A 23820-nucleotide genomic window follows, 5' to 3' on the forward strand; every position below is an offset into this window, starting at 1 on the left:
TACAGTTGCTAAACTTTAAACTTCAAACTTTAAACTTTAAACAAAAATAATATGTCAATATTAATATACGCGGAATACGCAGAAGGAAAATTTAAAAAAGTAGCTTTTGAGCTTGCTTCATACGCAAAAAAAGTAGCTGAGACTCTTGGTACAACTGTTACTGCTGTTACCATCAATGCTGGTGACGTTTCAGAATTAGCTCAATACGGAGTAGACAAAGTATTAAAAGTAACCAATGATAAACTTGCAGGATTTACTGCCAAAGCTTATGCTGATGTGATCAAACAAGCTGCTGCACAAGAAAATGCAAAATTGGTAGTTTTATCATCTACAACAGATAGTATTTATTTATCATCTTTAGTAGCAGTAGCATTGGAGGCAGGTTATGCTTCAAACGTGGTTGGTTTACCAATTTCTACAGCTCCATTTCAAGTAAAGAGAACTGCTTTTTCAAACAAAGCTTTCAACATAACAGAAATCAGTACAGATGTTAAAGTGATTGGCTTAGCTAAAAACTCATACGGAATCTACGAATCAGCTGTTGCTTTAACTCAAGAAGACTTCAATCCTACAATAGGCGATAACGACTTTGGTGTAAAAGTAGAATCAGTAGAAAAAGCATCTGGAAAAGTTTCAATTGCCGATGCTGATATCGTAGTTTCGGCTGGTAGAGGATTAAAAGGTCCAGAAAACTGGGGCATGGTAGAAGAATTAGCTACAACTCTAGGAGCAGCAACTGCTTGTTCTAAACCAGTTTCTGACTTAGGATGGAGACCTCACGGTGAACACGTAGGACAAACCGGAAAACCAGTTGCAACTAATTTATACATTGCTATCGGGATTTCAGGAGCTATTCAGCACATTGCAGGAATCAACTCTTCAAAAGTAAAAGTAGTAATCAATAGTGATCCAGAAGCTCCTTTCTTTAAAGTGGCAGACTACGGAATCGTTGGTGATGCTTTCGAAATTGTACCTCAATTGATTGAAAAATTCAAAGCTTTCAAAGCGCAGAATTAAAAAGATTCCACAATCATACATTCATTTTAATGCTACTTAAAACAAGATATTTGTATCTTTGCTTTTGAGTAGCATTTTTGTTTTTACAGAAATGAACTCGGAAATTTATTAAAAAGAAGTACTCGTACTTTTCCAGACCCACAAATATGAGTTTAGTTAAATTATCGATTAAAGGAATTTCATACAGCCAAACCCAAAACGGAGCGTACGCATTGATCTTAAATGAGGTTGATGGAGAACGAAAATTGCCTATTGTTATCGGTGCTTTCGAAGCCCAATCTATCGCCATTGCTTTAGAAAAAGAGATCAAACCACCGCGCCCTTTGACACACGATTTGTTTAAAAATTTTGCGGAGCGATTTGATATAGTGGTAAAACAAGTCATCATTCATAAATTGGTTGACGGTGTTTTTTACTCGAGTATCATTTGCGAAAGAGATAAAATTGAAGAAATTATTGATGCGCGTACTTCGGATGCCATCGCATTGGCTCTCCGATTCAAAGCGCCTATTTTTACCTATAAAAATATTTTAGACAAAGCGGGTATCCACTTAAAAACGAATCCAAATGACGGGACTAAAGACCCACAAGATTTAGACGAAGTATTATCGAACCCTGAAACATTTGGACATACTGAAGAAAGTAATACTGCAGGCGAAACGTACTCAAAACACAGTATTCAAGAACTGAATGAACTTTTAGAGCAAGCTGTTTCTGATGAAAATTATGAAAAAGCTGCCAAAATAAGAGACGAAATATCCAAACGTTAAATTTACAAACGTTTTGAAAAACCTCAAATGAAGATGCTTACACCGCTATGACGGTAGTTTGTCTCTTCATTTTTTTATATCTTTGGTTTTAAGCATGAACCAAATCATTAAACCATGAAAATCAAATTACACTTTTATATTGCTACGCTGCTTTTGAGTGCATCAGCATTTGCACAAGATTACTACCTGCATTGTGGTAAAATCCTGAACACCCAAACTGGCAAAGAATCGAGCAACCAAACTATTATCGTATCTAAAAATAAGATAGTCAAAATTCAAGATGGTTTTCAAACAAAAGCAAAAGCCACTGACATTGAGGTTAACTTAAAAAACAAATACATCTTACCGGGATTAATTGACCTGCACGTTCATATTGAGGGAGAAAACAACACCAAAAGCTACCTATCAAAATATCTAGAAAACGAAGCCGACGTCGCTTTTCAAGCCGTTAGTTGTGCCGAAGTAACTCTATTAGCAGGTTTTACTACTGTTCGCGATTTAGGCGGAACGGGTGTAAACATTTCGGTTCGAAACGCAATTAACAAAGGAGTGGTAAAAGGTCCTCGTATTTTTACAGCAGGAAAAGCCATAGCAACCACTGGAGGCCATTCTGATCCTACAAATGGTAGTAACCGCAAACTAGTAGGTGATCCAGGGCCACACGAAGGTGTAATCAACTCACCAGAGGAAGCGGTAAAAGCTGTACGTGAACGTTACAAAGAAGGTGCCGATGTGATTAAAATTACTGCAACAGGCGGTGTATTGAGCGTGGCTAAAAATGGCAAAAACCCACAATTCACTTTAGAAGAAGTAAAAGCTATAACGGCAACCGCTAAAGATTACGGGATGCTAACCGCAGCTCATGCTCACGGTGACGAAGGAATGCAACGCGCTATTTTGGGCGGAATTAAAACCATTGAACACGGCACGTTTATGAGTGAAGAGACTATGGAGCTCATGAAAAAATACGACAGTTACCTTGTTCCAACTCTCAGCGCTGGAAGAGAAGTAGAAAAAAATGCTGAAATTAGCGGTTATTATCCTGAAGTAGTGGTTCCAAAAGCTAAAGAAGTAGGACCTCAACTAAAAACTACTTTTGCAAAAGCGTATAAAAAAGGTGTAAAAATTGCCTTCGGAACCGATGCAGGTGTTTTTGCACATGGCAACAATGCAAAAGAATTTGGATACATGGTCGATGCCGGAATGCCAGCGCTAGCTTCGATCCAATCTGCTACAATTACCAACGCATTATTGTTGGGCATGGATACCGAACTTGGTCAAATTAAAGAATCATTTCTAGCCGATATCATTGCAGTTGATGAAAGTCCGCTAACGAATATCAAAATCCTAGAAAAAGTAGTCTTTGTTATGAAAGACGGCAAAATTTATAAAAAATAATTACATCCACAGCACTCACCAATGAAACAATATACAGACCTAGTGCGACACGTATTAGAAAACGGTTGTCAAAAAGGAGATCGAACAGGAACAGGAACCAAAAGTGTTTTTGGATACCAAATGCGATTTGATTTGAACGAAGGATTCCCAATGGTGACTACCAAAAAACTGCACCTAAAATCAATTATTCATGAATTGTTGTGGTTCTTAAAAGGCGACACCAATATTAAATACCTACAAGATCATGGTGTTAAAATTTGGGACGCTTGGGCAGATAGCAACGGAAATCTTGGTCCTGTGTACGGACACCAATGGCGCAATTGGAATAGTGAAGAAATTGATCAAATTGCTGATCTAATTCAGGAGTTAAAAACAAATCCAAATAGCCGTAGAATGTTAGTCTCAGCTTGGAACCCTTCGGTTTTACCAGATACGAAAACATCCTTCGAAGAAAATGTAGCCAATAACAAAGCCGCGTTACCACCTTGCCACGCCTTTTTTCAGTTTTATGTTGCCGATGGCAAATTATCATGTCAACTATACCAACGCAGTGCCGATATTTTCTTAGGAGTACCGTTTAACATTGCATCTTATGCCCTGCTGACAATGATGATTGCTCAAGTTTGTGATTTAGAACCAGGTGAATTCATCCACACTTTTGGCGATGCACACATTTACAACAATCATTTCGAACAACTCGAATTACAGTTATCTCGCGAGCAAAGACCGCTACCAAAAATGATTTTAAATCCTGCCATCAAAAATATTTTTGATTTCAGCTACGATGACTTTACTTTAGAGGGTTATGACCCGCACCCAACCATAAAAGGTAGTGTAGCAGTTTAACCAAATAAAAAATGGTGTTTTAGATTAAACTACTAAAACACCATTTTCATTTCCTGCAAAAGCATTCCATTTAAAAGAATCGGCTTCCGGTTCATTAATATATTCTCCGTCGATTATATATTTAAACTCGTATGCAGCATCTTTTTTCAAATCAAGAACCGTTTTGAAAGTTCCGTTTTTTAACTTATTCATTGTACCTTGTTCAGGGTCCCAATTATTAAAATCCCCCACAACTGCAACTTGATCAGCTTGCTTAGCCTCAATCGAAAAAGTAACTTTACAAACGGGTTTTGTTTTTACAAATTGTTTTTTAATGGTCATAACTATTTCATTTATAATTTATTATCGCAAAGTAAGCAAAACAAATTGAGCAAATCACAGCAAGACCATCGATTTAGCAACTTAAACAAAACACACCCGCTTTTTAATCAATTATGTAATTTTAAATGCTTTAAATTTTTAAATCAAAATCAGAAATCGTTTTCATTACCAAGAATCCTGAATCAAGAATAGTGACTTTGCAAAATAAATTTTACCTTTATAATCTAAAAGTAGCGCAATGGAAAAAGAAATACACGAACAATACGAATATGCAAGACGCCGAATAAAACAAAAAAAACGTCTCTATTTTCATTTTGTAGTTTTTGTTTTAGGAAGTTTACTGCTGTTTATAACCAGCCTCTTATCTGAAAATCCTCTAATTCAAAATTCGTACCTCTATGTCATAACATTATGGCTATTTTTATTCATTTTGCATTTTATTAAAGTCTTCATAACCGATCGTTTCATGAATAAAAACTGGGAACGAGACCAAATTGAACGTCTAGTTGCCTTACAGCAAAAAAAAATAAAGGAACTCGAGACAAAAGTAGCTAACGACGAATTAAAATAAGCCCACACCTGACATGATTATAATGATAGCGGCTGTTGCCGAAAACAATGCACTAGGCAAGAACAATGATTTATTATGGCATTTACCTAATGATTTTAAACGTTTTAAAGCCGTAACCACGGGACATCACATTATTATGGGAAGAAAGACTTTTGAAAGTTTCCCAAAACCACTTCCTAACAGAACACATGTAATTATTACTCGCCAAAAAGATTATAAAGCAGCCGGTTGCATTGTAGTTTCAAGTCTTGCAGAAGCGCTATCCGTATGTCCTGCTAATGAAGATGTGTTTATCATTGGTGGTGGCGAAATTTATAATTTGGCATTGCCAATAGCCGATAAACTGGACCTGACTAAAGTACATCACACCTTTGAAGCTGATGCTTATTTCCCAGAGATAGACCCAAAACAATGGAAACTTACGAGCAGTGAACATCACAGCAAAGACGAAAAGCACCAATACGATTATAGTTTTGAGAGCTACGAAAGAAAAGAGTAAAAAAAAAACATCCCAATGAGGATGTTTTTTTATGAGAAAGAGAGGGGAGCTACTCTTGAAAGAGTATTTGATAACATAAAATAAAAATTACAAGCACTAACAAACCACCAGAAATGGTCAGTATCATGTTTGAAGATCTTCGAGAATACATCTCAAAGAAGCCCTTAATACCAAATACCACGAAGGCACTAAAGACGAAAAAAATTAAAATTTCCAAAAACAAATTTAATCCTAAGAACGTATGTTGCGTTTGTACATGCAAACTATTTTTTAAAGTCGCATGCTCAAAACCACTAACAAGAACAAACGAAATAAGAAACGCAATAATTATCCATTTGATTTGGCCCACCCACTCTTTTGTAATCATGTAATATAGATTCTTTCTTGAAATACAAATTTGTACATAATATACAAGAGATACAATACCCACTTTTAGTGATATTTCAAAAAATTTTTATTGCTCGTTTTTAGTTCAAAGAACTAACATTTCATAAATAAAATCCATTTCAAATAAGCAAAGCACACTGTAAATCTGCTGGTTTATCATATCTTTGTACAAATTAAAAACATGTCACAAAAGATCACTCCTTATAAAGACTCTGCTTTAGGCAAGAAAGAGCAAGTAGCTCAAATGTTCGATACCATTTCTGGAAATTACGATAATTTAAACCGCGTTATTTCATTTGGAATCGATATCAAATGGCGCAAAAAAGTGTTACAATTGGTAGCACAATCCAATCCTGAAATCATTTTAGACATTGCTACTGGTACAGGCGATCTTGCAATATTGATGGCACAAACAAGCGCAAAAAAAATCATTGGTCTTGATATATCAGCTGGTATGCTTGAGGTAGGCGTAAAAAAAATCGCTGAAAAAAAACTATCTAGTACTATAGAGATGGTATTGGGTGACTCTGAGAAAATGCCTTTTGAAGACAATTACTTTGATGCCATAACTGTAGCGTTTGGCGTTCGTAATTTTGAAAATTTAGAAAAAGGTTTGGCTGAAATTTTACGTGTTTTAAAACCAAACGGTGTTTTTGTAATATTAGAAACTTCAGTACCAGACAAAACACCTTACAAACAAGGTTATCAATTTTACAGTAAAAACATCTTGCCTTTAGTCGGCAAACTGTTTTCTAAAGACAATGCGGCATACGGTTATCTCTCTGAATCGGCAGCGGCATTTCCTTATGGCGAAGCTTTAAACAATATTTTACGAAAAACAGGGTTTATAGATGTTAAAGCCATGCCACAAACTTTTGGTGTAGCTACCATTTATTCTGCTTCTAAAAAGTAATATGAAAAAAGTATTTGCTATTCTGTTTTTTATTGGTATCAGTTCACTGAGCTATAGTCAGAAATCTCAAGGTATTTTTGGGAAGGATCCTATAGTCAACCTTGAAAATTTTCAACAAAAAAAAATCTACTACGGGTTTTATTTGGGGTTTAATAATTTCGATTTTAAAATTGATTACAAGAGCCTGACGCAAGATATTCTCGTAAAAAAATCAACTGGTTTTAATGTTGGTATTATTGGTGATCTTCGATTACAGGAGTACATCAACTTGCGCTTTGAGCCGGGGTTGTATTATACCAAAAGAGACTTATATTATCCACCAAATAGTGCTTTTGACTCACCAAGCGATGCGTTGCGTGAAGTGAATAGCACCTATATTCATTTTCCTCTTTTACTGAAATTCTCGTCGCTACGTACAGGTAATGTGAGACCTTATGCTTTAGGAGGATTATCTGCTACTTTAAATTTGTCAAGTAATGCTAAACTAGCTGATGATAACTTCCAGCAGCGTTTTAGGGTAAAATCTTGGACCACTAATTATGAGTTAGGCTTTGGTATCGATATTTTTTCGGAGTATTTTATTTTCTCTCCCTCCATACGTGGCGTATTTGGCATTGGCGATGAACTCATCCGTGACAACGACCCAAATAGTCCTTGGACAGGAAACATAGATTCTTTAAAATCTAGAGCTGTTTTAATCAACTTTAGTTTCCACTAAATTAATTGAAACAAAAATTTTTCTGGTCGAATTCTTAACTTCTTCTGAATTCGCTTAAAATAATTGCAGTTGCAGTTGCAACATTTAGGCTTTCTGTTTTTTGAAGGTCACCAAACCTAGGAATTGCCAAACGTTGCGTCACGCTATTTTCTATAGTCGAAGAAATTCCATTAGCTTCGTTGCCCATAACGATAATACCACTTTGAGGTAAAGAGGTTTTATAGATAGAATCACCATCCATAAAAGTACCAAAAACCGGTAAATCAGTTCCTTTAATAAATTCATTCAAATCTAAGTAACAACAATTCACCCTGCCTAATGAACCCATTGTAGCCTGTACTACCTTTGGATTGTAGCTATCCACCGTTTCAGTAGAACAAATTAATTGCTTGATTCCAAACCAATCACACAAGCGTATAATTGTACCCAAATTACCTGGATCTCTGATTGCATCTAGCGCTACAATTAGACCATGCTCTAAAATCGGTTTTGGTTTTGGTATTTTAAATAAAGCCAGACAAGAGTTAGGCGTTGCTAAAGCGGTCATTTTTTTTAAATCGGCACCACTTATTTGAGTTCTTTTATCAGCAGGAATTTTTTCAAAATCATCTTGTGTAGTGTACAAATGCTCCAATTCAAAGTTTGAATCCAGAAGTTCTTGAATGCCTTTTACGCCTTCGGCAAAAAATAATTGGTGCGCTACTCTATATTTTTTTTGCTGCAAACTCGTTATAAGCTTTAATTGGTTTTTACTAACCATAAAAAAATGTACTTTTGAATTAAATATTGGAAACTCTTGAAAAAAATTTCTACAAAAATAACTGCATTTATTCTAATTGCAATACTAATTTGCGCATGTAACGCCGTAAAAAGAGTTCCAGACGGAAATTTACTGTTGACTAAAAACGAAATCATGGTGAATAATGCACTTATTCGTGATGAAAACGTATCCAATCAACTGTACCAAAAACCAAACAGCACTTTTTTAGGTTACCGTTTAAGACTCAACCTATACAATTTAGCGAATTTAAACCCTGACTCTACCTACCAAGCCAAGTTTACTGCTAATCCAGGTAAATTGGAGCGTAAATCAAAATGGTTATCAGAAAAACAAGTCAACCGATTGGGAAAATCTTTTTGGTATCACGGCATTCATGATTTTTTAAAAAAAACTGGGGAACCACCAGTAATTTTAGACAAAGAACGAGCCGATAAATCGCTTATTCGATTAAAATACTATTACTTTAACAAAGGTTTTTTTAATGTGAACGCGAGTTATTCAATAGATACTTTACCCTCAAAAAAAGCACGAGTTGCCTACCAAATTAATACTGGAAAAGGATATTATCTTGATACTTTGAGCAAAACCATTTCGACTCCTAAACTTGATTCACTTTACAATCTAACAGTAAACAATAGTTTTATCAAATCTGGAAACCAATATGCAACAGAAGATTTTGAAAATGAAAAAAATCGAATAACCACTAATTTCCGCAACAATGGTGCTTATTATTTTCAGCCAAATTATGTCACTTTTGCAGTAGACACGATCAAAAAAGTCAATAAAGCAAACATCAACTTGTTGATTAATAATTATTCGTATCAGGACGGAGACTCCACCAAAACGGAACCTTTTAAATTGTATACCATAAGCGATGTAAACATATACACTGATTACAAAGGGAATAGCAACAAACAAATATTTAAAGACAGTACAACTTTTAATAATTTCAATTTATTCAGTGAAGACAAGTTAAAGTATAAACCCAAAGCCATTACCAATGCCATCTTTATCAACAAAGGTGGTCTTTACGCCGATAATAAAACAGTCCTAACTACAAGATATTTGAATAATTTAAAAATTTTCAACTATCCATCTATTCAATACGAACTTGACCCTCGCGACAGCACGGCACAATCATTAATAGCAAAAGTATATCTCACTCCACGAAAAAAGTACAGTTTTGGCACTACCTTGGACCTCACCCATTCTAACATACAAGATTTTGGTATTGGCTTGAGTATCTCTGAAACGATTAGAAACATCTTTAATGGAGCAGAAACTTTTGAAATTGCAGCACGAGGAAACATAGGATCGTCGCGAGATTTGGCCAATCCCAGAAACAATTTCTTCAACGTGTCTGAATATGGTGTCGATTTAAAACTCAACATTCCACGTATTTTTATGCCATTTAAAACTGAAAGAATCATTCCTAAAAGTATGATTCCTTCTACATTAATCACACTAGGTTTTGCCAAACAACAAAATATTGGTTTGGATAAAGAAAATTTTACAACAGGACTAACTTATAATTGGACTCCCAAACGAAACTACACCGCACGATTTGACTTGATCAATACGCAATATGTGCGAAACTTAAATCCTCAAAACTATTTTAATGTTTACGGCTCATCCTACAATGCTTTAAATGCAATTAGTAAAAAGTACAACACCAACACGACCTATTACAACAATCCCATAGATCAAAATTTATTAGTAGAACGAGGGACAAAAGGCTTCACAAATGATGTATTAACAGGTAATGCTACTTTTTTGCGCCCACTTGAGCAAGCTGATCTTGAGGCTGTGCGAAGTATTGAAGAACGCCGTTTGCGACTAACGGAGAATGATTTTATTTTAGCTACTAATTTTACTTTTTCAAAGACAAACAAAAAGGATTTAACAGATAACAATTTCTATCTTTTTAAAACCAAACTAGAGTCGGCGGGAACACTTTTATCAGCATTTGCATCAGCATCAGGGCAACGAAAAAATGCTACTGGCAACTATGAGATTTTTAATTTAGAATATTCAGAGTACGTTAAAACCGAATTCGATTACATCAAACATTGGGATTTATCAAAGGAGAAAATTTTTGCATTCCGATCATTTTTTGGAATTGCAATCCCGTTTGGGAACTCAGATTATATTCCGTTTTCACGAAGTTACTTTTCGGGTGGATCAAATGATAACCGAGCTTGGCAACCTTACGCTTTGGGACCTGGTAGCAGTGGCGCTAGAGATGATTTTAACGAAGCCAACATGAAAATTGCAATAAGCGGAGAATACCGTTTTAAAGTATTAGGCAGTCTAAAAGGTGCTTTATTTGCAGATGCAGGAAATATATGGAACGTGCTAGATAATGTCACCGATAAAAAGTCCACTTTTACAAGCTTTAGCGATTTAAAAGACATTGCATTAGGCACAGGCTTTGGCTTGCGATACGATTTGAGTTTTTTTGTCGTACGGTTTGATTTGGGATTCAAAACCTATAATCCAGCGAATGAAAGCAGCAAAAGATGGTTCAATGAATACAACTTTGCCAACTCAGTTTTAAATTTTGGAATAAATTATCCGTTCTAATGCTAATTAATTCTTATTTTTGCAAAACTAAAAACTAAAAAAATAACTAAAAAAAGTACCATGGCACACAACATAAAACCGGGCGTAGCTACAGGAGATCAAGTCCAAGAAATTTTTAACTATGCTAAGGAAAAAGGATTTGCGCTTCCAGCTGTAAACGTTACTGGTTCTAGCACAATTAATGGTGTTCTGGAAACAGCAGCAAAACTAAACGCACCAGTTATCATACAATTCTCAAACGGAGGAGCGCAATTTAATGCTGGAAAAGGATTGTCAAATGCAGGCGAAAAAGCAGCTATTGCTGGTGGAGTTGCCGGAGCATTACACATACACACGCTTGCAGAGGCTTACGGAGCAACTGTAATTTTGCATACCGACCACTGCGCGAAAAAATTATTGCCTTGGATTGACGGTTTGTTAGATGCCTCTGAAGCACATTTTGCTAAAACAGGAAAACCATTGTTCTCTTCGCATATGATTGACTTATCTGAAGAGCCAATTGAAGAAAACATCGAAATTTGCAAAACGTACTTGGAACGTATGAGCAAAATGGGTATGACACTTGAAATCGAATTAGGAATAACAGGTGGTGAAGAAGACGGTGTTGACAACTCTGATGTTGATAGTTCAAAATTATACACACAACCAGAGGAGGTAGCTTACGCTTACGAAGAGTTATCAAAAGTGAGTCCGAAGTTTACAATCGCAGCAGCATTTGGAAACGTACACGGAGTTTACAAACCAGGAAACGTAAAATTAACTCCTAAAATCTTGAAAAACTCACAAGATTTTGTGCAAAATAAATTCAACACTGGACACAATCCAGTTGATTTCGTTTTCCACGGAGGATCAGGATCTACTCTGGAAGAAATTAGAGAAGGTATTAGCTACGGTGTTGTAAAAATGAACATTGATACCGACTTACAATTTGCTTATACCGAAGGAATTCGTGACTATATGGTAAACAATTTAGAGTATTTAAAATCTCAAATTGGTAACCCTGAAGGCGCTGATGTACCAAACAAAAAATATTATGACCCAAGAAAATGGGTACGTGAAAGTGAAATCACTTTTAACGCAAGGTTAGAGCAAGCTTTTGCTGACTTAAACAACGTGAATACATTATAATTAAAAGTTTAAAGTTTCAGGTTTATGATATTAAAACTTTAGACCTGAAATAACAAAAACAATAAATATGGCTTGGTTTAAAAGAAAAGAAAAAGGGATTACTACTGCTACCGAAGACAAAATGGATATTCCAAAAGGGCTTTGGTACAAATCTCCGACAGGAAAAATTATTGATGCTGATGAATTGGCTCGCAACTTATTTGTAAGTCCAGAAGATGGTTTTCATGTTAGAATAGGAAGCGCTGAATATTTTCAAATTTTGTTTGACAACAATGAATTTGTGGAGTTAGACAAAAACATGACATCCAAAGACCCTTTGCATTTTGTGGATACAAAAAAATATGCAGATCGTTTGAAAGATGTAATGGACAAAACCAAACTGAAAGATGCTGTACGCACTGGTGTAGGAAAGTCTAAAGGAAAAGATTTGGTAATTTGCTGTATGGATTTTGCCTTTATTGGTGGATCTATGGGAGCTGTTGTAGGTGAAAAAATTGCAAGAGGAATTGACCACGCTATCAAAAACAAGATGCCATTTGTAATGATTTCAAAATCAGGTGGTGCACGTATGATGGAAGCAGCTTACTCTTTGATGCAATTAGCAAAAACATCTGTAAAATTAGCACAGCTTGCTGAGGCTAAATTGCCATACATTTCATTATGTACTGACCCTACTACAGGTGGAACTACCGCTTCTTACGCCATGTTAGGAGACATTAATATTTCTGAGCCAGGCGCATTAATCGGATTTGCTGGACCTCGTGTAGTAAGAGACACTACAGGTAAAGATTTACCAGAAGGTTTTCAAACAGCAGAATTTTTATTAGAGCACGGTTTCTTAGATTTTATTACTCCAAGAAAAGAATTGAAAGATAAAATCAACTTATACATCGATTTGATCCAAAATAATGAAATTAGACATTAATTAAAGGTCTAAAAACCAAAAAGCCTGTTCATCACGAACAGGCTTTTTTATTGCTTTATGTTAGAAAATATATTGCAAGCCTCCGTAAAAATTGCGACCGGGAGCATTAATTCCTGACGAAAAGGTGCGGTATTGCGTGTCTAAAATATTTTCGACACCGGTATAAACAATCGCCCCTTCAAACAATCTATAGCTTGATTTGAGTGAGTACGATTCCCACGCAGGCATACCATTAGCAGGTGCGTATTGCAAATTGTCTTCGCCGCTGCTCGAATAGTCTCTTAAAGCCTTTTTACCATTGTACAACATGTAACCTTCAATCATACCTTTTTTGTAGGTGTAAGCGATTCCTACTTTTCCAAAATAAGGCGAAATATGATCTAGCGGCAGTAACTTTTGTTCAGATACGATGCGGCCCAAGTTGTAATTGAACGATGCATTCATTTGTACAGCAGTAATAAGTTCCGCTTGAAGCGAAGTTGAAATTCCAGTAACGAATGCTTTCCCGCGGTTTTGGTTCGCAAATACTTGGCTCAACGCACCATCATAAATCAACGAAGATTGGCCATTATATAAAAACGGACTCGTTACAATGGCATCAAACATTTTGGTATAAAAATAGGTTTGTTCCAGTTTCCATTTTTTCGAAGTGGATTGAAATACAAAACCCAAATCAGCAGTAACTGTTTTTTCAGGTTTTAAATCTTCATTAGGAACAATCAAAATGCCACGAACTGTCTCAAAAATCTTTGCTAAATCATCAATATTAGGAACCCGATATCCAGTTGATAAATTCGATTTAAGTGAGACATTGCTCGACACATTTCGCACCACTCCGACATTAGCACTGTAAGTGAAATTTTGCTGTTTAATTTTTGAAAAGGGCAATGGAAAGAAAGAATCATCGGCAATAGAACTACTCAAACCACTATACCCCAAACGCATACCTGCATTCAAAAAAGTTTTCAAATTCCACTCTTGATTGTATGAAGCATAAGCATCATAGCGCCACATTGCATTAGCTCCGTTCGGGTAACGGGTGCTTATATTTTTTCGCTCTTTAGTATTTATATCGGAACTAAAAGCGGTAGAATTTAGCGTTTCATAATAGGACTCCAGTCCATACAACAAAGTTGCTGCTTTCCATTTTTTAGTTAAATCAACCGATAAACCGTATACATTAACATTCTCCAAACGATTTTGCAGAACGTAATCTCCAAAACGTCGGTTGTGCCTGCTCTCTTTAGCATTTTGATAAGAAAAACTAGTATGCATATCACTATTCCAAAAGAACTTCTTTTTGCTTAACGAATAGACAGCCAACAAACGCTCTTGTGGTCCGTAGTACCATTCTGCATGGCGTAAACCTGCTTTCCCACTTGGTTCCGTTAATCGATCATAGCGAGGAATATCAGAGCTGTTAGACCATTGAAAATTGGCATCATGCATAAAACCATTTTCGGTTTTATAGGCTATTTTTTGCATCAAATTGTATTGCTTATAGCCCGAATTCCTTTGTACAAACTTGTTATCATTAGGCTGAATCACATCAACTCCGTTGGTAGTTGAAACAAAAAAAGGTCTTTCGCCAAAAAAATCACCATTATGATTTTTTCGTTTTCCCATTTTTAAATCTCCGAAGTCGTTAAAAGATAAAGCAGTTAAGGAAGCCCAATTATTGGCTGCATAATTAATCTGCAAAGCAACTGATTTTTCTTGGTTGGCACTGCTGTATCGTAAGGCTATATTTCCAGAAAAAGCATTAGCAACTTCTGATTTGAACTTAGCATTTTTAGTATTCATGGCTACAGTTCCGCCTAAAGCATCACTACCAAATAAGGTAGAAGTTGGCCCGTAAACAATAGCCGTATTGTCTAAAAAACTTTCGTCAACGGTAATTACGTTTTGCAAATGCCCTGCCCGAAAAATTAAATTATTCATTCGGACACCATCAACAACAAGTAATACTCTACTTGCCTCAAAACCGCGGATAGAAGGACTACCGCCGCCTTGCTGTGATTTTTGTACAAATAGCGCCCCTGAATTAGAAAGCATCTCTGCCGTAGTTTGAAAATTTTGAAAATCAATATCAGCAGCAGTGATAAAATCAACCTGATAGGGCGACTTTAAGATTTGCTTCGGTATCTTTTGAATAAGAACCACATCATCCAATTTTGTCGTGTCTTTTTTAATTTGTGCTAAGCCTAAAGTAGAGCACAATAACACTACAACGGAGAAAAAATTTTTCATTAAAAAACAACTTATGAGGTGATTAATTTGGAAGTCATCAACTTCAATATGTTTTTACATCCCGGTACGAATGGCTTCAACTGGATCAAGTTTAGACGCCGAAATAGCAGGTAAAATTCCAGATATGAGTCCGATTATTGCCGCCAAAGAAGTTCCTAAAATCACATTGCCCATTCCAAGAACAAATTCAAAATCGAACGCTTGGGTAACTATAAAAGAAATAATCCAAACTAAAAACAAACCAATTAATCCACCAAAGACAGAAAGTATAATTGCTTCAAATAAAAACTGAAACAAAATAAACCTGTTTTTTGCGCCAAGCGATTTTTGAATACCAATTAAATTGGTTCTTTCCTTTACAGAAACAAACATGATATTCGCAATTCCAAAACCACCAACAAGTAATGAAAAGCCACTAATTATCCAACCCACGACGTTCATTTGGCCAATGATACCATCAATTAAATCGGTAAAACCACTAAATACATTGATAAAAAAGTTATCAATTTCTCCAGCTTTCAAGCCTCTATAATTACGTAATTTTTGCGTTAACTCGCCTTTAAAAGCATCCATATCTACGCCACTTTCTGGCTTAATTAAAATAGCATTGGTTAGCGAATCATTGTTATCACCATACAATTGGCGTATAAAATTAACCGGAATGTATGCAGTTGTGTCGTTACTGTCTCCAAAAAGCCCAGCACCTTCCTTCTTTAAAACTCCAATAACCGTAAAACGTTTACCGTACAAGCGGATATTTTTCCCGATAGGATCAACACCCTCAAACAACGAATTAGCGATTTCATTTCCAATCACAATAACAGATGCGCCTGAATTGGCTTCGGAATCATTATAAAAACGGCCTTTATCAAACTCTAAACCTTGAATATCGATAAACTCTTGCGACGACGGAACAATATTTACATCACTCACTGTTTTCGCATCATATTTTAACGATTCACGACGTGTAAAAATTTGAAAAGCAATAGCTTCAGCATTATTTAATGAATTTTTTAAATAAGTATACTCATCGTATTTGATGTTTGGAAATTGCTCGCGTTTCCATTGCGGAATGTCAGATGGACCAAATGAAAACTTGATTAAGTAAATCGTATTTTTATCCAAACTACTAAGATCTTTAGTGATTTTACGATCTAAAGAATCAACAGCGGCAAGTACCGCAATGATAGAAAAAATACCAATGGTCACGCCTAACAACGAGAGTAAGGTTCTCAATTTATTATTGCTTAAGGCATTCATAGCAAAACCAAAACTTTCTTTTAATAATCGAAGGTAAACTAACATATATCTTGTTTTGTATTTAAAATGATTTAATCAAAAAGCCCAAAAAAGACTTTTCAGTATTGACACGCGAAAGATTTAAAAGCGTCTTCAAATAGAAGCGTTTAATTTGCAAATATCTCAATTTCGAATGCTTTAATTTCGACTTTAAAAACTATTTTTGCACCTTAAAAACACTAACTACATAATGAACACAACTAAAACAATCCAATCGGCATTAATCTCTGTCTTCTCAAAAGAAGGACTCGAACCGATAGTAAGACAACTAAACAGTCAAAATGTTACAATTTATTCTACTGGTGGTACAGAAGATTTCATAAAAAATTTAGGAATTCCTGTTGTACCCGTTGAAGATGTTACTTCATACCCTTCTATTTTGGGCGGAAGAGTAAAAACTTTGCACCCAAAAGTTTTCGGCGGAATCTTAAACCGTCAAGATAACGAAAGCGATGTACAGCAAATGAAGGAGTTTGATATTCCTCAAATTGATTTGGTAATTGTTGACTTATACCCATTTGAAAAAACCGTCGCATCGGGCGCAAGCGAAGCTGATATTATTGAAAAAATTGATATTGGTGGTATTTCTTTAATTCGTGCAGCTGCAAAGAATTTTAAAGATACTGTAATCGTTTCATCGATGGAACAGTACGGATTATTTCTAGAAACCATCATTAAACAAAACGGAGCAACTACTTTAGAGGACAGAAAATTGTTTGCTACAAAAGCTTTTCATGTGTCCTCACACTATGACGGAGCTATTTTTAACTATTTCAACACTGACGAAACCATTTACAAAGAAAGTATTGCGAATGGTCAAGTACTTCGATATGGAGAAAACCCACACCAAAAAGGATTTTTCTTTGGAGACTTTAACGCTATGTTCAACAAAGTTCACGGAAAAGAACTTTCATATAATAACTTATTAGATGTAGATGCCGCGGTTAATTTAATTCAAGAATTTAAAAACGACGGTCCTACATTTGCTATTCTTAAACACAACAACGCTTGCGGTCTAGCTACAAGACCAACAATTAGCGAAGCTTACTTAGCAGCTTTGGCTTGCGACCCAACTTCAGCTTTTGGAGGAGTGTTAATTGCTAACACAACCATTGATGTAGCTACAGCGCAAGAAATCAACGCTTTGTTCTGCGAAGTAGTGATTGCCCCTGCTTTTGATGCAGAGGCGCTTACCATTTTACAAGAAAAGAAAAACAGAATCATTCTTGTTCAAAATGAAGTTGCATTACCGGAGAAACAAGTTCGTACTTGCCTAAATGGACTTTTAATTCAGGACAGAAACAACAGCACTGATACTAAAGAGGACCTAAAAACCGTTACACTAACAGCGCCTACGGAGCAAGAGGTAGAAGATTTAATTTTTGCATCTAAAATTTGTAAAAACACAAAATCGAACACCATTGTTTTTGCTAAAAACGGTACGCTTATTGCTTCAGGTACGGGACAAACTTCAAGAGTTGACGCGTTAATGCAAGCTGTAGAAAAAGCGAAAAATTTCGGATTTGATTTACAAGGAGCTTCAATGGCTAGTGATGCTTTTTTCCCATTTCCTGATTGTGTAGAACTTGCCAAAAAAGCAGGAATTACAGCAGTAATTCAGCCGGGAGGATCGATCAAAGATGAACTAAGCATCAATTACTGTAACGAAAATAATCTTGCAATGGTATTTACAGGAACGCGTCATTTTAAACATTAATTTGTTTAACTTTGTCCGTCACAAATTTTTAACTTTTAACCCTTAAAAAACTTATGGGATTTTTTGATTTCATGACCGAGGATATTGCGATAGACCTTGGTACCGCTAATACTTTAATCATACACAATGATAAAGTCGTAATAGACAGCCCTTCGATAGTTGCACGCGATAGGATTTCTGGCAAAATCATTGCTGTTGGTAAAGAAGCCAACATGATGCAAGGAAAGACACATGAAAACATAAAGACAATAAGACCTTTGAAAGATGGTGTAATTGCAGATTTTGATGCATCTGAAAAAATGATTAGTATGTTTATTAAAAGCATACCTGCATTAAAAAAACGAATGTTCACTCCTGCATTACGCATGGTAGTTTGTATTCCATCTGGAATTACCGAAGTTGAAATGCGTGCTGTAAAAGAGTCGTGTGAGCGTGTAAATGGTAAAGAAGTTTACTTAATTCACGAGCCGATGGCTGCAGCAATTGGTATTGGTATTGATATCATGCAACCAAAAGGAAACATGATTGTAGATATTGGTGGTGGTACTACTGAAATTGCGGTTATTGCTTTGGGTGGAATCGTATGTGACAAATCGGTTAAAATTGCAGGTGACGTTTTTACCAACGATATTGTATACTACATGCGTACACAGCACAATTTATTTGTGGGAGAAAGTACTGCTGAAAAAATAAAAATCCAAATTGGAGCTGCAATCGAAGATCTTGAAACTCCTCCAGAAGATATGTCAGTACAAGGTAGAGATTTGTTAACTGGTAAACCAAAACAAGTAGAGGTTTCATACCGTGAAATTGCAAAAGCGCTGGACAAATCAATTCAACGAATTGAAGATGCTGTCATGGAAACGCTTTCTCAAACTCCGCCTGAATTAGCAGCAGATATTTACAATACTGGTATTTACTTAGCAGGTGGTGGATCTATGTTGAGAGGTTTAGACAAAAGAATTTCTCAGAAAACAGACTTACCAGTTTATATTGCTGAAGACCCTTTACGTGCAGTTGTGCGTGGAACGGGAATGGCACTAAAAAACATCGTAAAATTTAAAAGTATATTAATTAAATAATAAAGATTTACAACTCCAATACCATTCTAACAGTATTGGAGTTTACCTCTTTTACATTAACTTATTTGACCTCTATAACCGAATACAATGCAGCAAATATTTAATTTTATTTTTAAAAACAGTAACAGAATACTGTTTTTGCTGCTTTTAAGCATTTCCTTGGCGCTTACCGTTCAATCTCACTCCTTTCACCGCAGCAAGATTATTAGCTCTGCCAATTTCTTAAGTGGTGGCGTTTACGAAAAACTAAATAGCTTTGATGAATATTTGAATTTAAAGACCGAGAATGAAGCGCTAGCACAAGAAAACGCTCTACTTCGTAATGCTTTATTCAAAATTGAAGACACTGCGACTGTTAAACAAATTGACAGTGTTAAAGGGGTAAAACCAACTGACATCATTGTTTCAAAAGTAATCAGAAACTCTTATAATGTGTATGAAAACTATCTCACACTTAACTCAGGTGCTAAAGATGGTGTCAAACCAGACATGGGTGTAGTTAATAGCTTAGGTATTGTAGGAATCATAGAAAACACATCAACCAATTATTCTACAGTAATTAGCATATTGAACAAACGTTCTCAAATTAATGCTAAAATTAAAAAATCAAATCATTTTGGTTCTTTGAACTGGAATGGTAAAAGCACTGGTTTTGTTCAGTTAACTGATTTGCCCAGGCTAGCAATGATTAAAATTGGAGATACAATTGTAACTGGTGGACAATCTGTAATTTTTCCAGAAAACATTAACATTGGAACTATTTCAAAAATATATAGAGACAAGCAAACCAATTTTTACACATTGGACGTAAAGCTTTTTAATGATATGACTAACTTAGGTCACGTATACATCATTAAGAGAAAAGACAGACAAGAAATCATTAATTTAGAAAAAAGAGAAAAAGATGAATAGCACCTTGTTAGTCAATATTCTCCGTTTCATTCTGTTGTTGGCGCTCCAAATTATTGTATTCAACAATATGAATTTCTTGGGCTACATCAGTCCGTTTCCTTATATTTTATTCATCATTTTATACCCTGTAAATGGTAATAAAGCAGGACTTATTGCTGCGAGTTTTGCAATGGGTATTATCATGGATCTTTTTAGCAACTCTGGAGGAACACATGCAACAGCCTCACTCATGCTTGCTTACTTACGACCTTACTTGTTCAAGTTTGCTTTTGGATTAAGTTATGAGTACCAAACGATTCGATTAAATGATGTTTTGACACCACAACGGTTTACATTTATTTTGCTATCCGTTATTATCCATCATTTCACCTTATTTTTATTAGAAGCGTTTCAATTGAGTTTTCTACTTGACACCTTAATTACTACGCTTTTAAGTACTTTATTTACGATATTAATTTGCATCATAATCATCTATCTTATTAAGCCAAACAAACGATGAGAAAAGCCTTGTTGCCCTCTTTGATCATAATCGCTACTTTACTGCTGGTAATCCGTATATTTTATTTACAAATTGTAGACGAAACTTCAAAATTAGAGTCCGAGAACAACGCCATCAAAAAACAATACGAATATCCGGAACGTGGCTATATTTTTGATCGTCATGGTAAATTGCTTGTAGCCAACCAAGCATCGTATGATATCATGGTTATTCCGAGAGAAGTAAAAGAAACGGATACTACCGAGTTTTGTCAACTTTTGAATATCACCAAGGATGATTTTATCAAAAAAATCGAAAAAGCTAAGGTGTACAGCCCTAGACTTCCATCAGTATTCTTATCGCAATTGAACAAAGCTGAGTTTGCAGCATTTCAAGAAAAATTACGAAAATACAAAGGATTCTACTTCCAAAAGCGTTCACTACGAGATTATGAAGTAAACTTTGGCGCAAATATTTTTGGATTTATCACCCAAGTAAACGAAAAATTAGTTGCAAAAAATCCCTATTATAACAGTGGTGATTTAATTGGCCGCCAAGGAGTTGAAGAAAGTTACGAGGATTTACTTCGTGGAGTTAAGGGTGTGAAATACATTCAAAAAGATAAATTCAACAGAGAAATAGGCTCTTATAAAAATGGTAAATACGACACGATTGCCGTACAAGGAGAAGACATCAACCTAACACTGGATGCCGAAATCCAAAAATATGGTGAAGAACTGATGATTAATAAACGTGGCGGAATTGTTGCCATCGAACCAAAAACAGGTGAAATATTAGCATTAGTAAGCGCTCCATCTTATGATCCAGGAATTTTAGTTGGACGACAACGCTCTAAAAACTATACCGCTTTATACCGAGATTCTATTGCAAAACCTTTGTATGATCGTGGTTTGTTAGCAGAATATCCACCTGGATCACCTTTCAAAATTTTAACTGGACTAGTCGCTTTACAAGAAGGCGTAATTGACGAAAACACAACCGTTTCATGCCGTCATGGTTTTAGTTACGCCCGCGGCCGTTTTATGGGATGCCACTGCCATGGTGGCGCCTTACAATTGCATCGTGGTATATTTGAATCTTGTAACTCCTACTTTGCTACTGCCTACATGAAAACAATAAACAAATATGCTAAACCATCATATGCGGTTGATGTGTGGAGTAAACACATCAAAAGTTTTGGATTGGGAGAATTCATGGGCTACGATTTACCAATTGGAAGAAGAGGAAACATTCCAACTTCAAAAACATACAAACGTATTTATCCAAACGGCGGCTGGAGAAGCACTACCATCGTTTCTAATTCAATAGGTCAAGGAGAGGTTTTAATGACACCTATTCAATTAGCTAATATGATGGCGACAGTAGCCAATGAAGGCTATTACTACACCCCTCATATCATCAAACGAATTGAAGGACACAAGATTGATAAAAAATTCACAACAAAACATGTCACAACAATTGATAAGCAATTTTTTAAACCCATCATCAGTGGTTTGTTTGATGTGTACAATTTAGGAACTGCAAAAGGTTTACGAGTAGAAGGAATTAATATTTGCGGGAAAACTGGTACTGCCGAAAATTTTGCAAAAATTGGTGGTGTTCGAGTAAAAATGGAAGATCATTCGATATTTGTAGCCTTTGCCCCGATGGAAAACCCAAAAATAGCAATCGCTGTTATGGTCGAAAACGGAGGATATGGAGCAACTATTGCAGGTCCTATTGCTAGTTTGATGATCGAAAAGTACCTTCGTAAAAAAATAACTAGAACTGACTTAGAAAAACGAATTTTAGAAACTAGCTTGCAATCTCGTTATGCTAAATTAGGAGGTCTTTCAGATATTGTTAAAGCCCAACTGCGCGCTGCCGATTCTATTAAAAAATTGAAATCGCAACCTGCACAAAAAGTAAAAGTAGACACTACAAAAGCTAAAAAACAAGTTATAGCAGCAAAATGAAAAACCAAAGCATCACCAACAATATCGACTGGATAAGCATTATCATTTATTCTGTATTAGTTATTTTAGGGTGGCTCAACATCTACTCTTCCTCATTATCATCGATGGAAGGCACCTCTGATAAGCAGTTGATTTTTATTGTATTGACCATACCTTTAATTTTTACAGTAGTCTCAATTGACGGCAAATTTTATGAAAAATATGCCAGTATTATTTTTGGAGTTTCCCTATTGTCATTAATGGGTTTATTCTTATTCGGGAAAACTATTGCTGGACAACGTTGTTGGTACGCCATAGGTAGTTTTACCTTACAGCCATCTGAATTTGCAAAAGCAGCAACATCATTGGCATTAGCTAAATTTTTGAGTGACACACAAATTAATTTAAAAGAAACAAACAGGCAAATACAAGCCCTTGCGATAATCTTTTTGCCGGTGTTACTCATATTGCCGCAACCCGATCCCGGAAGTGCTTTGATTTACAGTATTTTCATAATCGTTTTGTACCGAGAAGGACTTCCTGCATGGTACGTTTGGACAGGTTTCATTACAATTTTACTGTTTGTTTTGACCTTAGTTTTTGAACCACAATACATCATTTTAGCCGCATTAGCTGTTTTATTGTTTGTACATTTTAAATCACGCTTAGCTGATCGAAATGCAATTATGAGCACGATTCTACTCGTTTTAATTACTGGCTTTGTATTTTCTGTAGATTACATCTTTGATAATGTTTTTAAACAACACCACCGCGATCGTTTTAATATTTTACTAGGGAAATCTGTAGATATGAACGGAACAGGTTACAATACCAATCAATCTGAAATTGCTATTGGATCAGGAGGATGGCTAGGAAAAGGTTTTCTGGAAGGAACTCAAACTAAAGGTGGATTTGTACCCGAACAACATACCGATTACATCTTTACTACAGTAGGTGAAGAATGGGGATTTGCTGGCTCATTGCTGGTACTTGGTTTATTTGCTGGTTTACTATTAAGAATCATTTACTTAGCTGAGAGACAAAAAACAAAGTTCAGTAGAGTTTATGGTTATTGTGTAGCTGGAATTTTGTTTACCCACTTTTTTGTCAATATCGCTATGGTATCTGGTATCTTCCCTACTATTGGTGTTCCATTACCATTTTTCTCTTACGGAGGATCAGGGCTATGGGGTTTTACCATTTTGCTTTTTATTTTTATAAAAATGGACGCTAACAAAGTAAATGAGTGGTAGTTAGCACCAACTAATTA

At 35.7% G+C, this 23820-nt stretch carries 21 protein-coding genes; 17 read left to right on the top strand and 4 right to left on the bottom strand.

Features of this window, described 5'->3' with window-relative positions; translation table 11 throughout:
- Positions 1 to 51 precede the first annotated feature (51 nt).
- The 4 genes from KBJ98_RS11565 to KBJ98_RS11580 all read left to right on the top strand — a co-directional run bounded on the left by KBJ98_RS11565 (position 52) and on the right by KBJ98_RS11580 (position 4031).
- The gene (locus tag KBJ98_RS11565) at positions 52 to 1017 is read left to right on the top strand and encodes an electron transfer flavoprotein subunit alpha/FixB family protein (RefSeq protein ID WP_210790855.1); all 966 of its coding nucleotides are present in this window, start codon (positions 52 to 54) and stop codon (positions 1015 to 1017) included.
- Between the two features lie 146 nt (positions 1018 to 1163).
- Positions 1164 to 1787 (top strand): bifunctional nuclease family protein, encoded by a 624-nt coding sequence (locus tag KBJ98_RS11570; protein WP_166136035.1) that lies wholly within the window; start codon positions 1164 to 1166, stop codon positions 1785 to 1787.
- A gap of 114 nt (positions 1788 to 1901) precedes the next feature.
- Positions 1902 to 3185 (top strand): metal-dependent hydrolase family protein, encoded by a 1284-nt coding sequence (locus KBJ98_RS11575; protein WP_210790856.1) that lies wholly within the window; start codon positions 1902 to 1904, stop codon positions 3183 to 3185.
- A 21-nt stretch (positions 3186 to 3206) separates the two neighbouring features.
- A complete protein-coding gene (locus tag KBJ98_RS11580) occupies positions 3207 to 4031 on the top strand; it encodes a thymidylate synthase (RefSeq protein WP_210790858.1) in 825 nt (274 codons plus the stop codon).
- 24 nt (positions 4032 to 4055) lie between these two features.
- Here KBJ98_RS11580 and KBJ98_RS11585 read toward each other — a convergent pair whose 3' ends face one another.
- Positions 4056 to 4352, bottom strand: a complete 297-nt coding sequence (locus KBJ98_RS11585; protein WP_210790859.1) for an isoamylase early set domain-containing protein — start codon at positions 4350 to 4352, stop codon at positions 4056 to 4058.
- Between the two features lie 238 nt (positions 4353 to 4590).
- On the opposite strand from KBJ98_RS11585, the gene KBJ98_RS11590 reads away from it, so the two are divergent.
- From KBJ98_RS11590 to porT, 4 genes are all read left to right on the top strand, one after another.
- Positions 4591 to 4923 (top strand): 2TM domain-containing protein, encoded by a 333-nt coding sequence (locus KBJ98_RS11590; protein ID WP_166136023.1) that lies wholly within the window; start codon positions 4591 to 4593, stop codon positions 4921 to 4923.
- A gap of 13 nt (positions 4924 to 4936) precedes the next feature.
- A complete protein-coding gene (locus tag KBJ98_RS11595) occupies positions 4937 to 5422 on the top strand; it encodes a dihydrofolate reductase (RefSeq protein WP_210790861.1) in 486 nt (161 codons plus the stop codon).
- Between the two features lie 568 nt (positions 5423 to 5990).
- Positions 5991 to 6722, top strand: coding sequence for a bifunctional demethylmenaquinone methyltransferase/2-methoxy-6-polyprenyl-1,4-benzoquinol methylase UbiE (ubiE, locus tag KBJ98_RS11600; RefSeq protein ID WP_210790863.1), 732 nt, complete (start codon positions 5991 to 5993; stop codon positions 6720 to 6722).
- 1 nt (position 6723) lies between these two features.
- Positions 6724 to 7440: a type IX secretion/gliding motility protein PorT/SprT gene (gene porT, locus KBJ98_RS11605; RefSeq protein ID WP_210790865.1), complete on the top strand. Its 717-nt coding sequence runs from the start codon at positions 6724 to 6726 to the stop codon at positions 7438 to 7440.
- Positions 7441 to 7474: 34 nt separating this feature from the next.
- Here porT and KBJ98_RS11610 read toward each other — a convergent pair whose 3' ends face one another.
- Positions 7475 to 8200, bottom strand: coding sequence for a TrmH family RNA methyltransferase (locus KBJ98_RS11610; RefSeq protein ID WP_210790867.1), 726 nt, complete (start codon positions 8198 to 8200; stop codon positions 7475 to 7477).
- A 36-nt stretch (positions 8201 to 8236) separates the two neighbouring features.
- Between KBJ98_RS11610 and tamL the strand changes: the two genes are divergently transcribed.
- The 3 genes from tamL (at position 8237) to accD (ending at position 12857) form a co-directional block, all read left to right on the top strand.
- Positions 8237 to 10804 (top strand): translocation and assembly module lipoprotein TamL, encoded by a 2568-nt coding sequence (tamL, locus tag KBJ98_RS11615; protein ID WP_210790869.1) that lies wholly within the window; start codon positions 8237 to 8239, stop codon positions 10802 to 10804.
- A gap of 60 nt (positions 10805 to 10864) precedes the next feature.
- Positions 10865 to 11932: a class II fructose-bisphosphate aldolase gene (gene fbaA / locus KBJ98_RS11620; protein ID WP_210790871.1), complete on the top strand. Its 1068-nt coding sequence runs from the start codon at positions 10865 to 10867 to the stop codon at positions 11930 to 11932.
- Between the two features lie 67 nt (positions 11933 to 11999).
- The gene (accD, locus tag KBJ98_RS11625; RefSeq protein ID WP_210790874.1) at positions 12000 to 12857 is read left to right on the top strand and encodes an acetyl-CoA carboxylase, carboxyltransferase subunit beta; all 858 of its coding nucleotides are present in this window, start codon (positions 12000 to 12002) and stop codon (positions 12855 to 12857) included.
- 60 nt (positions 12858 to 12917) lie between these two features.
- Here the strand turns inward: accD and KBJ98_RS11630 are convergent, their stop codons facing one another.
- The gene (locus KBJ98_RS11630) at positions 12918 to 15107 is read right to left on the bottom strand and encodes a TonB-dependent receptor plug domain-containing protein (RefSeq protein ID WP_210790876.1); all 2190 of its coding nucleotides are present in this window, start codon (positions 15105 to 15107) and stop codon (positions 12918 to 12920) included.
- 54 nt (positions 15108 to 15161) lie between these two features.
- Positions 15162 to 16412 carry an ABC transporter permease gene (locus KBJ98_RS11635; RefSeq protein ID WP_210790877.1) on the bottom strand — a complete coding sequence of 417 codons (1251 nt, stop codon included), beginning with the start codon at positions 16410 to 16412 and terminating at the stop codon, positions 15162 to 15164.
- Positions 16413 to 16596: 184 nt separating this feature from the next.
- Here KBJ98_RS11635 and purH point away from each other — a divergent pair, with 184 nt between their 5' ends.
- The 6 genes from purH (at position 16597) to rodA (ending at position 23803) form a co-directional block, all read left to right on the top strand.
- The gene (gene purH / locus KBJ98_RS11640; RefSeq protein ID WP_210790879.1) at positions 16597 to 18123 is read left to right on the top strand and encodes a bifunctional phosphoribosylaminoimidazolecarboxamide formyltransferase/IMP cyclohydrolase; all 1527 of its coding nucleotides are present in this window, start codon (positions 16597 to 16599) and stop codon (positions 18121 to 18123) included.
- A 53-nt stretch (positions 18124 to 18176) separates the two neighbouring features.
- Positions 18177 to 19205, top strand: coding sequence for a rod shape-determining protein (locus KBJ98_RS11645; protein WP_086454445.1), 1029 nt, complete (start codon positions 18177 to 18179; stop codon positions 19203 to 19205).
- An 87-nt stretch (positions 19206 to 19292) separates the two neighbouring features.
- Positions 19293 to 20117, top strand: coding sequence for a rod shape-determining protein MreC (mreC, locus tag KBJ98_RS11650; RefSeq protein ID WP_210790881.1), 825 nt, complete (start codon positions 19293 to 19295; stop codon positions 20115 to 20117).
- Positions 20110 to 20616, top strand: coding sequence for a rod shape-determining protein MreD (locus tag KBJ98_RS11655; RefSeq protein ID WP_210790883.1), 507 nt, complete (start codon positions 20110 to 20112; stop codon positions 20614 to 20616). The genes mreC and KBJ98_RS11655 overlap by 8 nt, the downstream gene beginning before the upstream one ends.
- Entirely contained in the window at positions 20613 to 22571 is a 1959-nt protein-coding gene (gene mrdA, locus KBJ98_RS11660; protein WP_210790886.1) for a penicillin-binding protein 2, read from the top strand. Before KBJ98_RS11655 ends, mrdA begins: the two co-directional genes overlap by 4 nt.
- Positions 22568 to 23803, top strand: a complete 1236-nt coding sequence (rodA, locus tag KBJ98_RS11665) for a rod shape-determining protein RodA (protein ID WP_210790887.1) — start codon at positions 22568 to 22570, stop codon at positions 23801 to 23803. Before mrdA ends, rodA begins: the two co-directional genes overlap by 4 nt.
- The last annotated feature ends 17 nt before the right edge of the window (positions 23804 to 23820 follow it).

It is taken from the genome of Flavobacterium erciyesense (assembly GCF_018069925.1).
GTDB classification, from domain to species: domain Bacteria; phylum Bacteroidota; class Bacteroidia; order Flavobacteriales; family Flavobacteriaceae; genus Flavobacterium; species Flavobacterium erciyesense.

Excerpts from the sequence above, each read along its gene's own strand:
- KBJ98_RS11565 (WP_210790855.1), top strand. The coding sequence starts at position 52 with ATGTCAATATTAATATACGCGGAATACGCAGAAGGAAAATTTAAAAAA.
- KBJ98_RS11570 (WP_166136035.1), top strand. The coding sequence starts at position 1,164 with ATGAGTTTAGTTAAATTATCGATTAAAGGAATTTCATACAGCCAAACC.
- KBJ98_RS11575 (WP_210790856.1), top strand. The coding sequence starts at position 1,902 with ATGAAAATCAAATTACACTTTTATATTGCTACGCTGCTTTTGAGTGCA.
- KBJ98_RS11580 (WP_210790858.1), top strand. The coding sequence starts at position 3,207 with ATGAAACAATATACAGACCTAGTGCGACACGTATTAGAAAACGGTTGT.
- KBJ98_RS11585 (WP_210790859.1), bottom strand. The coding sequence starts at position 4,352 with ATGACCATTAAAAAACAATTTGTAAAAACAAAACCCGTTTGTAAAGTT.
- KBJ98_RS11590 (WP_166136023.1), top strand. The coding sequence starts at position 4,591 with ATGGAAAAAGAAATACACGAACAATACGAATATGCAAGACGCCGAATA.
- KBJ98_RS11595 (WP_210790861.1), top strand. The coding sequence starts at position 4,937 with ATGATTATAATGATAGCGGCTGTTGCCGAAAACAATGCACTAGGCAAG.
- ubiE (WP_210790863.1), top strand. The coding sequence starts at position 5,991 with ATGTCACAAAAGATCACTCCTTATAAAGACTCTGCTTTAGGCAAGAAA.
- porT (WP_210790865.1), top strand. The coding sequence starts at position 6,724 with ATGAAAAAAGTATTTGCTATTCTGTTTTTTATTGGTATCAGTTCACTG.
- KBJ98_RS11610 (WP_210790867.1), bottom strand. The coding sequence starts at position 8,200 with ATGGTTAGTAAAAACCAATTAAAGCTTATAACGAGTTTGCAGCAAAAA.
- fbaA (WP_210790871.1), top strand. The coding sequence starts at position 10,865 with ATGGCACACAACATAAAACCGGGCGTAGCTACAGGAGATCAAGTCCAA.
- accD (WP_210790874.1), top strand. The coding sequence starts at position 12,000 with ATGGCTTGGTTTAAAAGAAAAGAAAAAGGGATTACTACTGCTACCGAA.
- KBJ98_RS11630 (WP_210790876.1), bottom strand. The coding sequence starts at position 15,107 with ATGAAAAATTTTTTCTCCGTTGTAGTGTTATTGTGCTCTACTTTAGGC.
- KBJ98_RS11635 (WP_210790877.1), bottom strand. The coding sequence starts at position 16,412 with ATGTTAGTTTACCTTCGATTATTAAAAGAAAGTTTTGGTTTTGCTATG.
- purH (WP_210790879.1), top strand. The coding sequence starts at position 16,597 with ATGAACACAACTAAAACAATCCAATCGGCATTAATCTCTGTCTTCTCA.
- KBJ98_RS11645 (WP_086454445.1), top strand. The coding sequence starts at position 18,177 with ATGGGATTTTTTGATTTCATGACCGAGGATATTGCGATAGACCTTGGT.
- mreC (WP_210790881.1), top strand. The coding sequence starts at position 19,293 with ATGCAGCAAATATTTAATTTTATTTTTAAAAACAGTAACAGAATACTG.
- KBJ98_RS11655 (WP_210790883.1), top strand. The coding sequence starts at position 20,110 with ATGAATAGCACCTTGTTAGTCAATATTCTCCGTTTCATTCTGTTGTTG.
- mrdA (WP_210790886.1), top strand. The coding sequence starts at position 20,613 with ATGAGAAAAGCCTTGTTGCCCTCTTTGATCATAATCGCTACTTTACTG.
- rodA (WP_210790887.1), top strand. The coding sequence starts at position 22,568 with ATGAAAAACCAAAGCATCACCAACAATATCGACTGGATAAGCATTATC.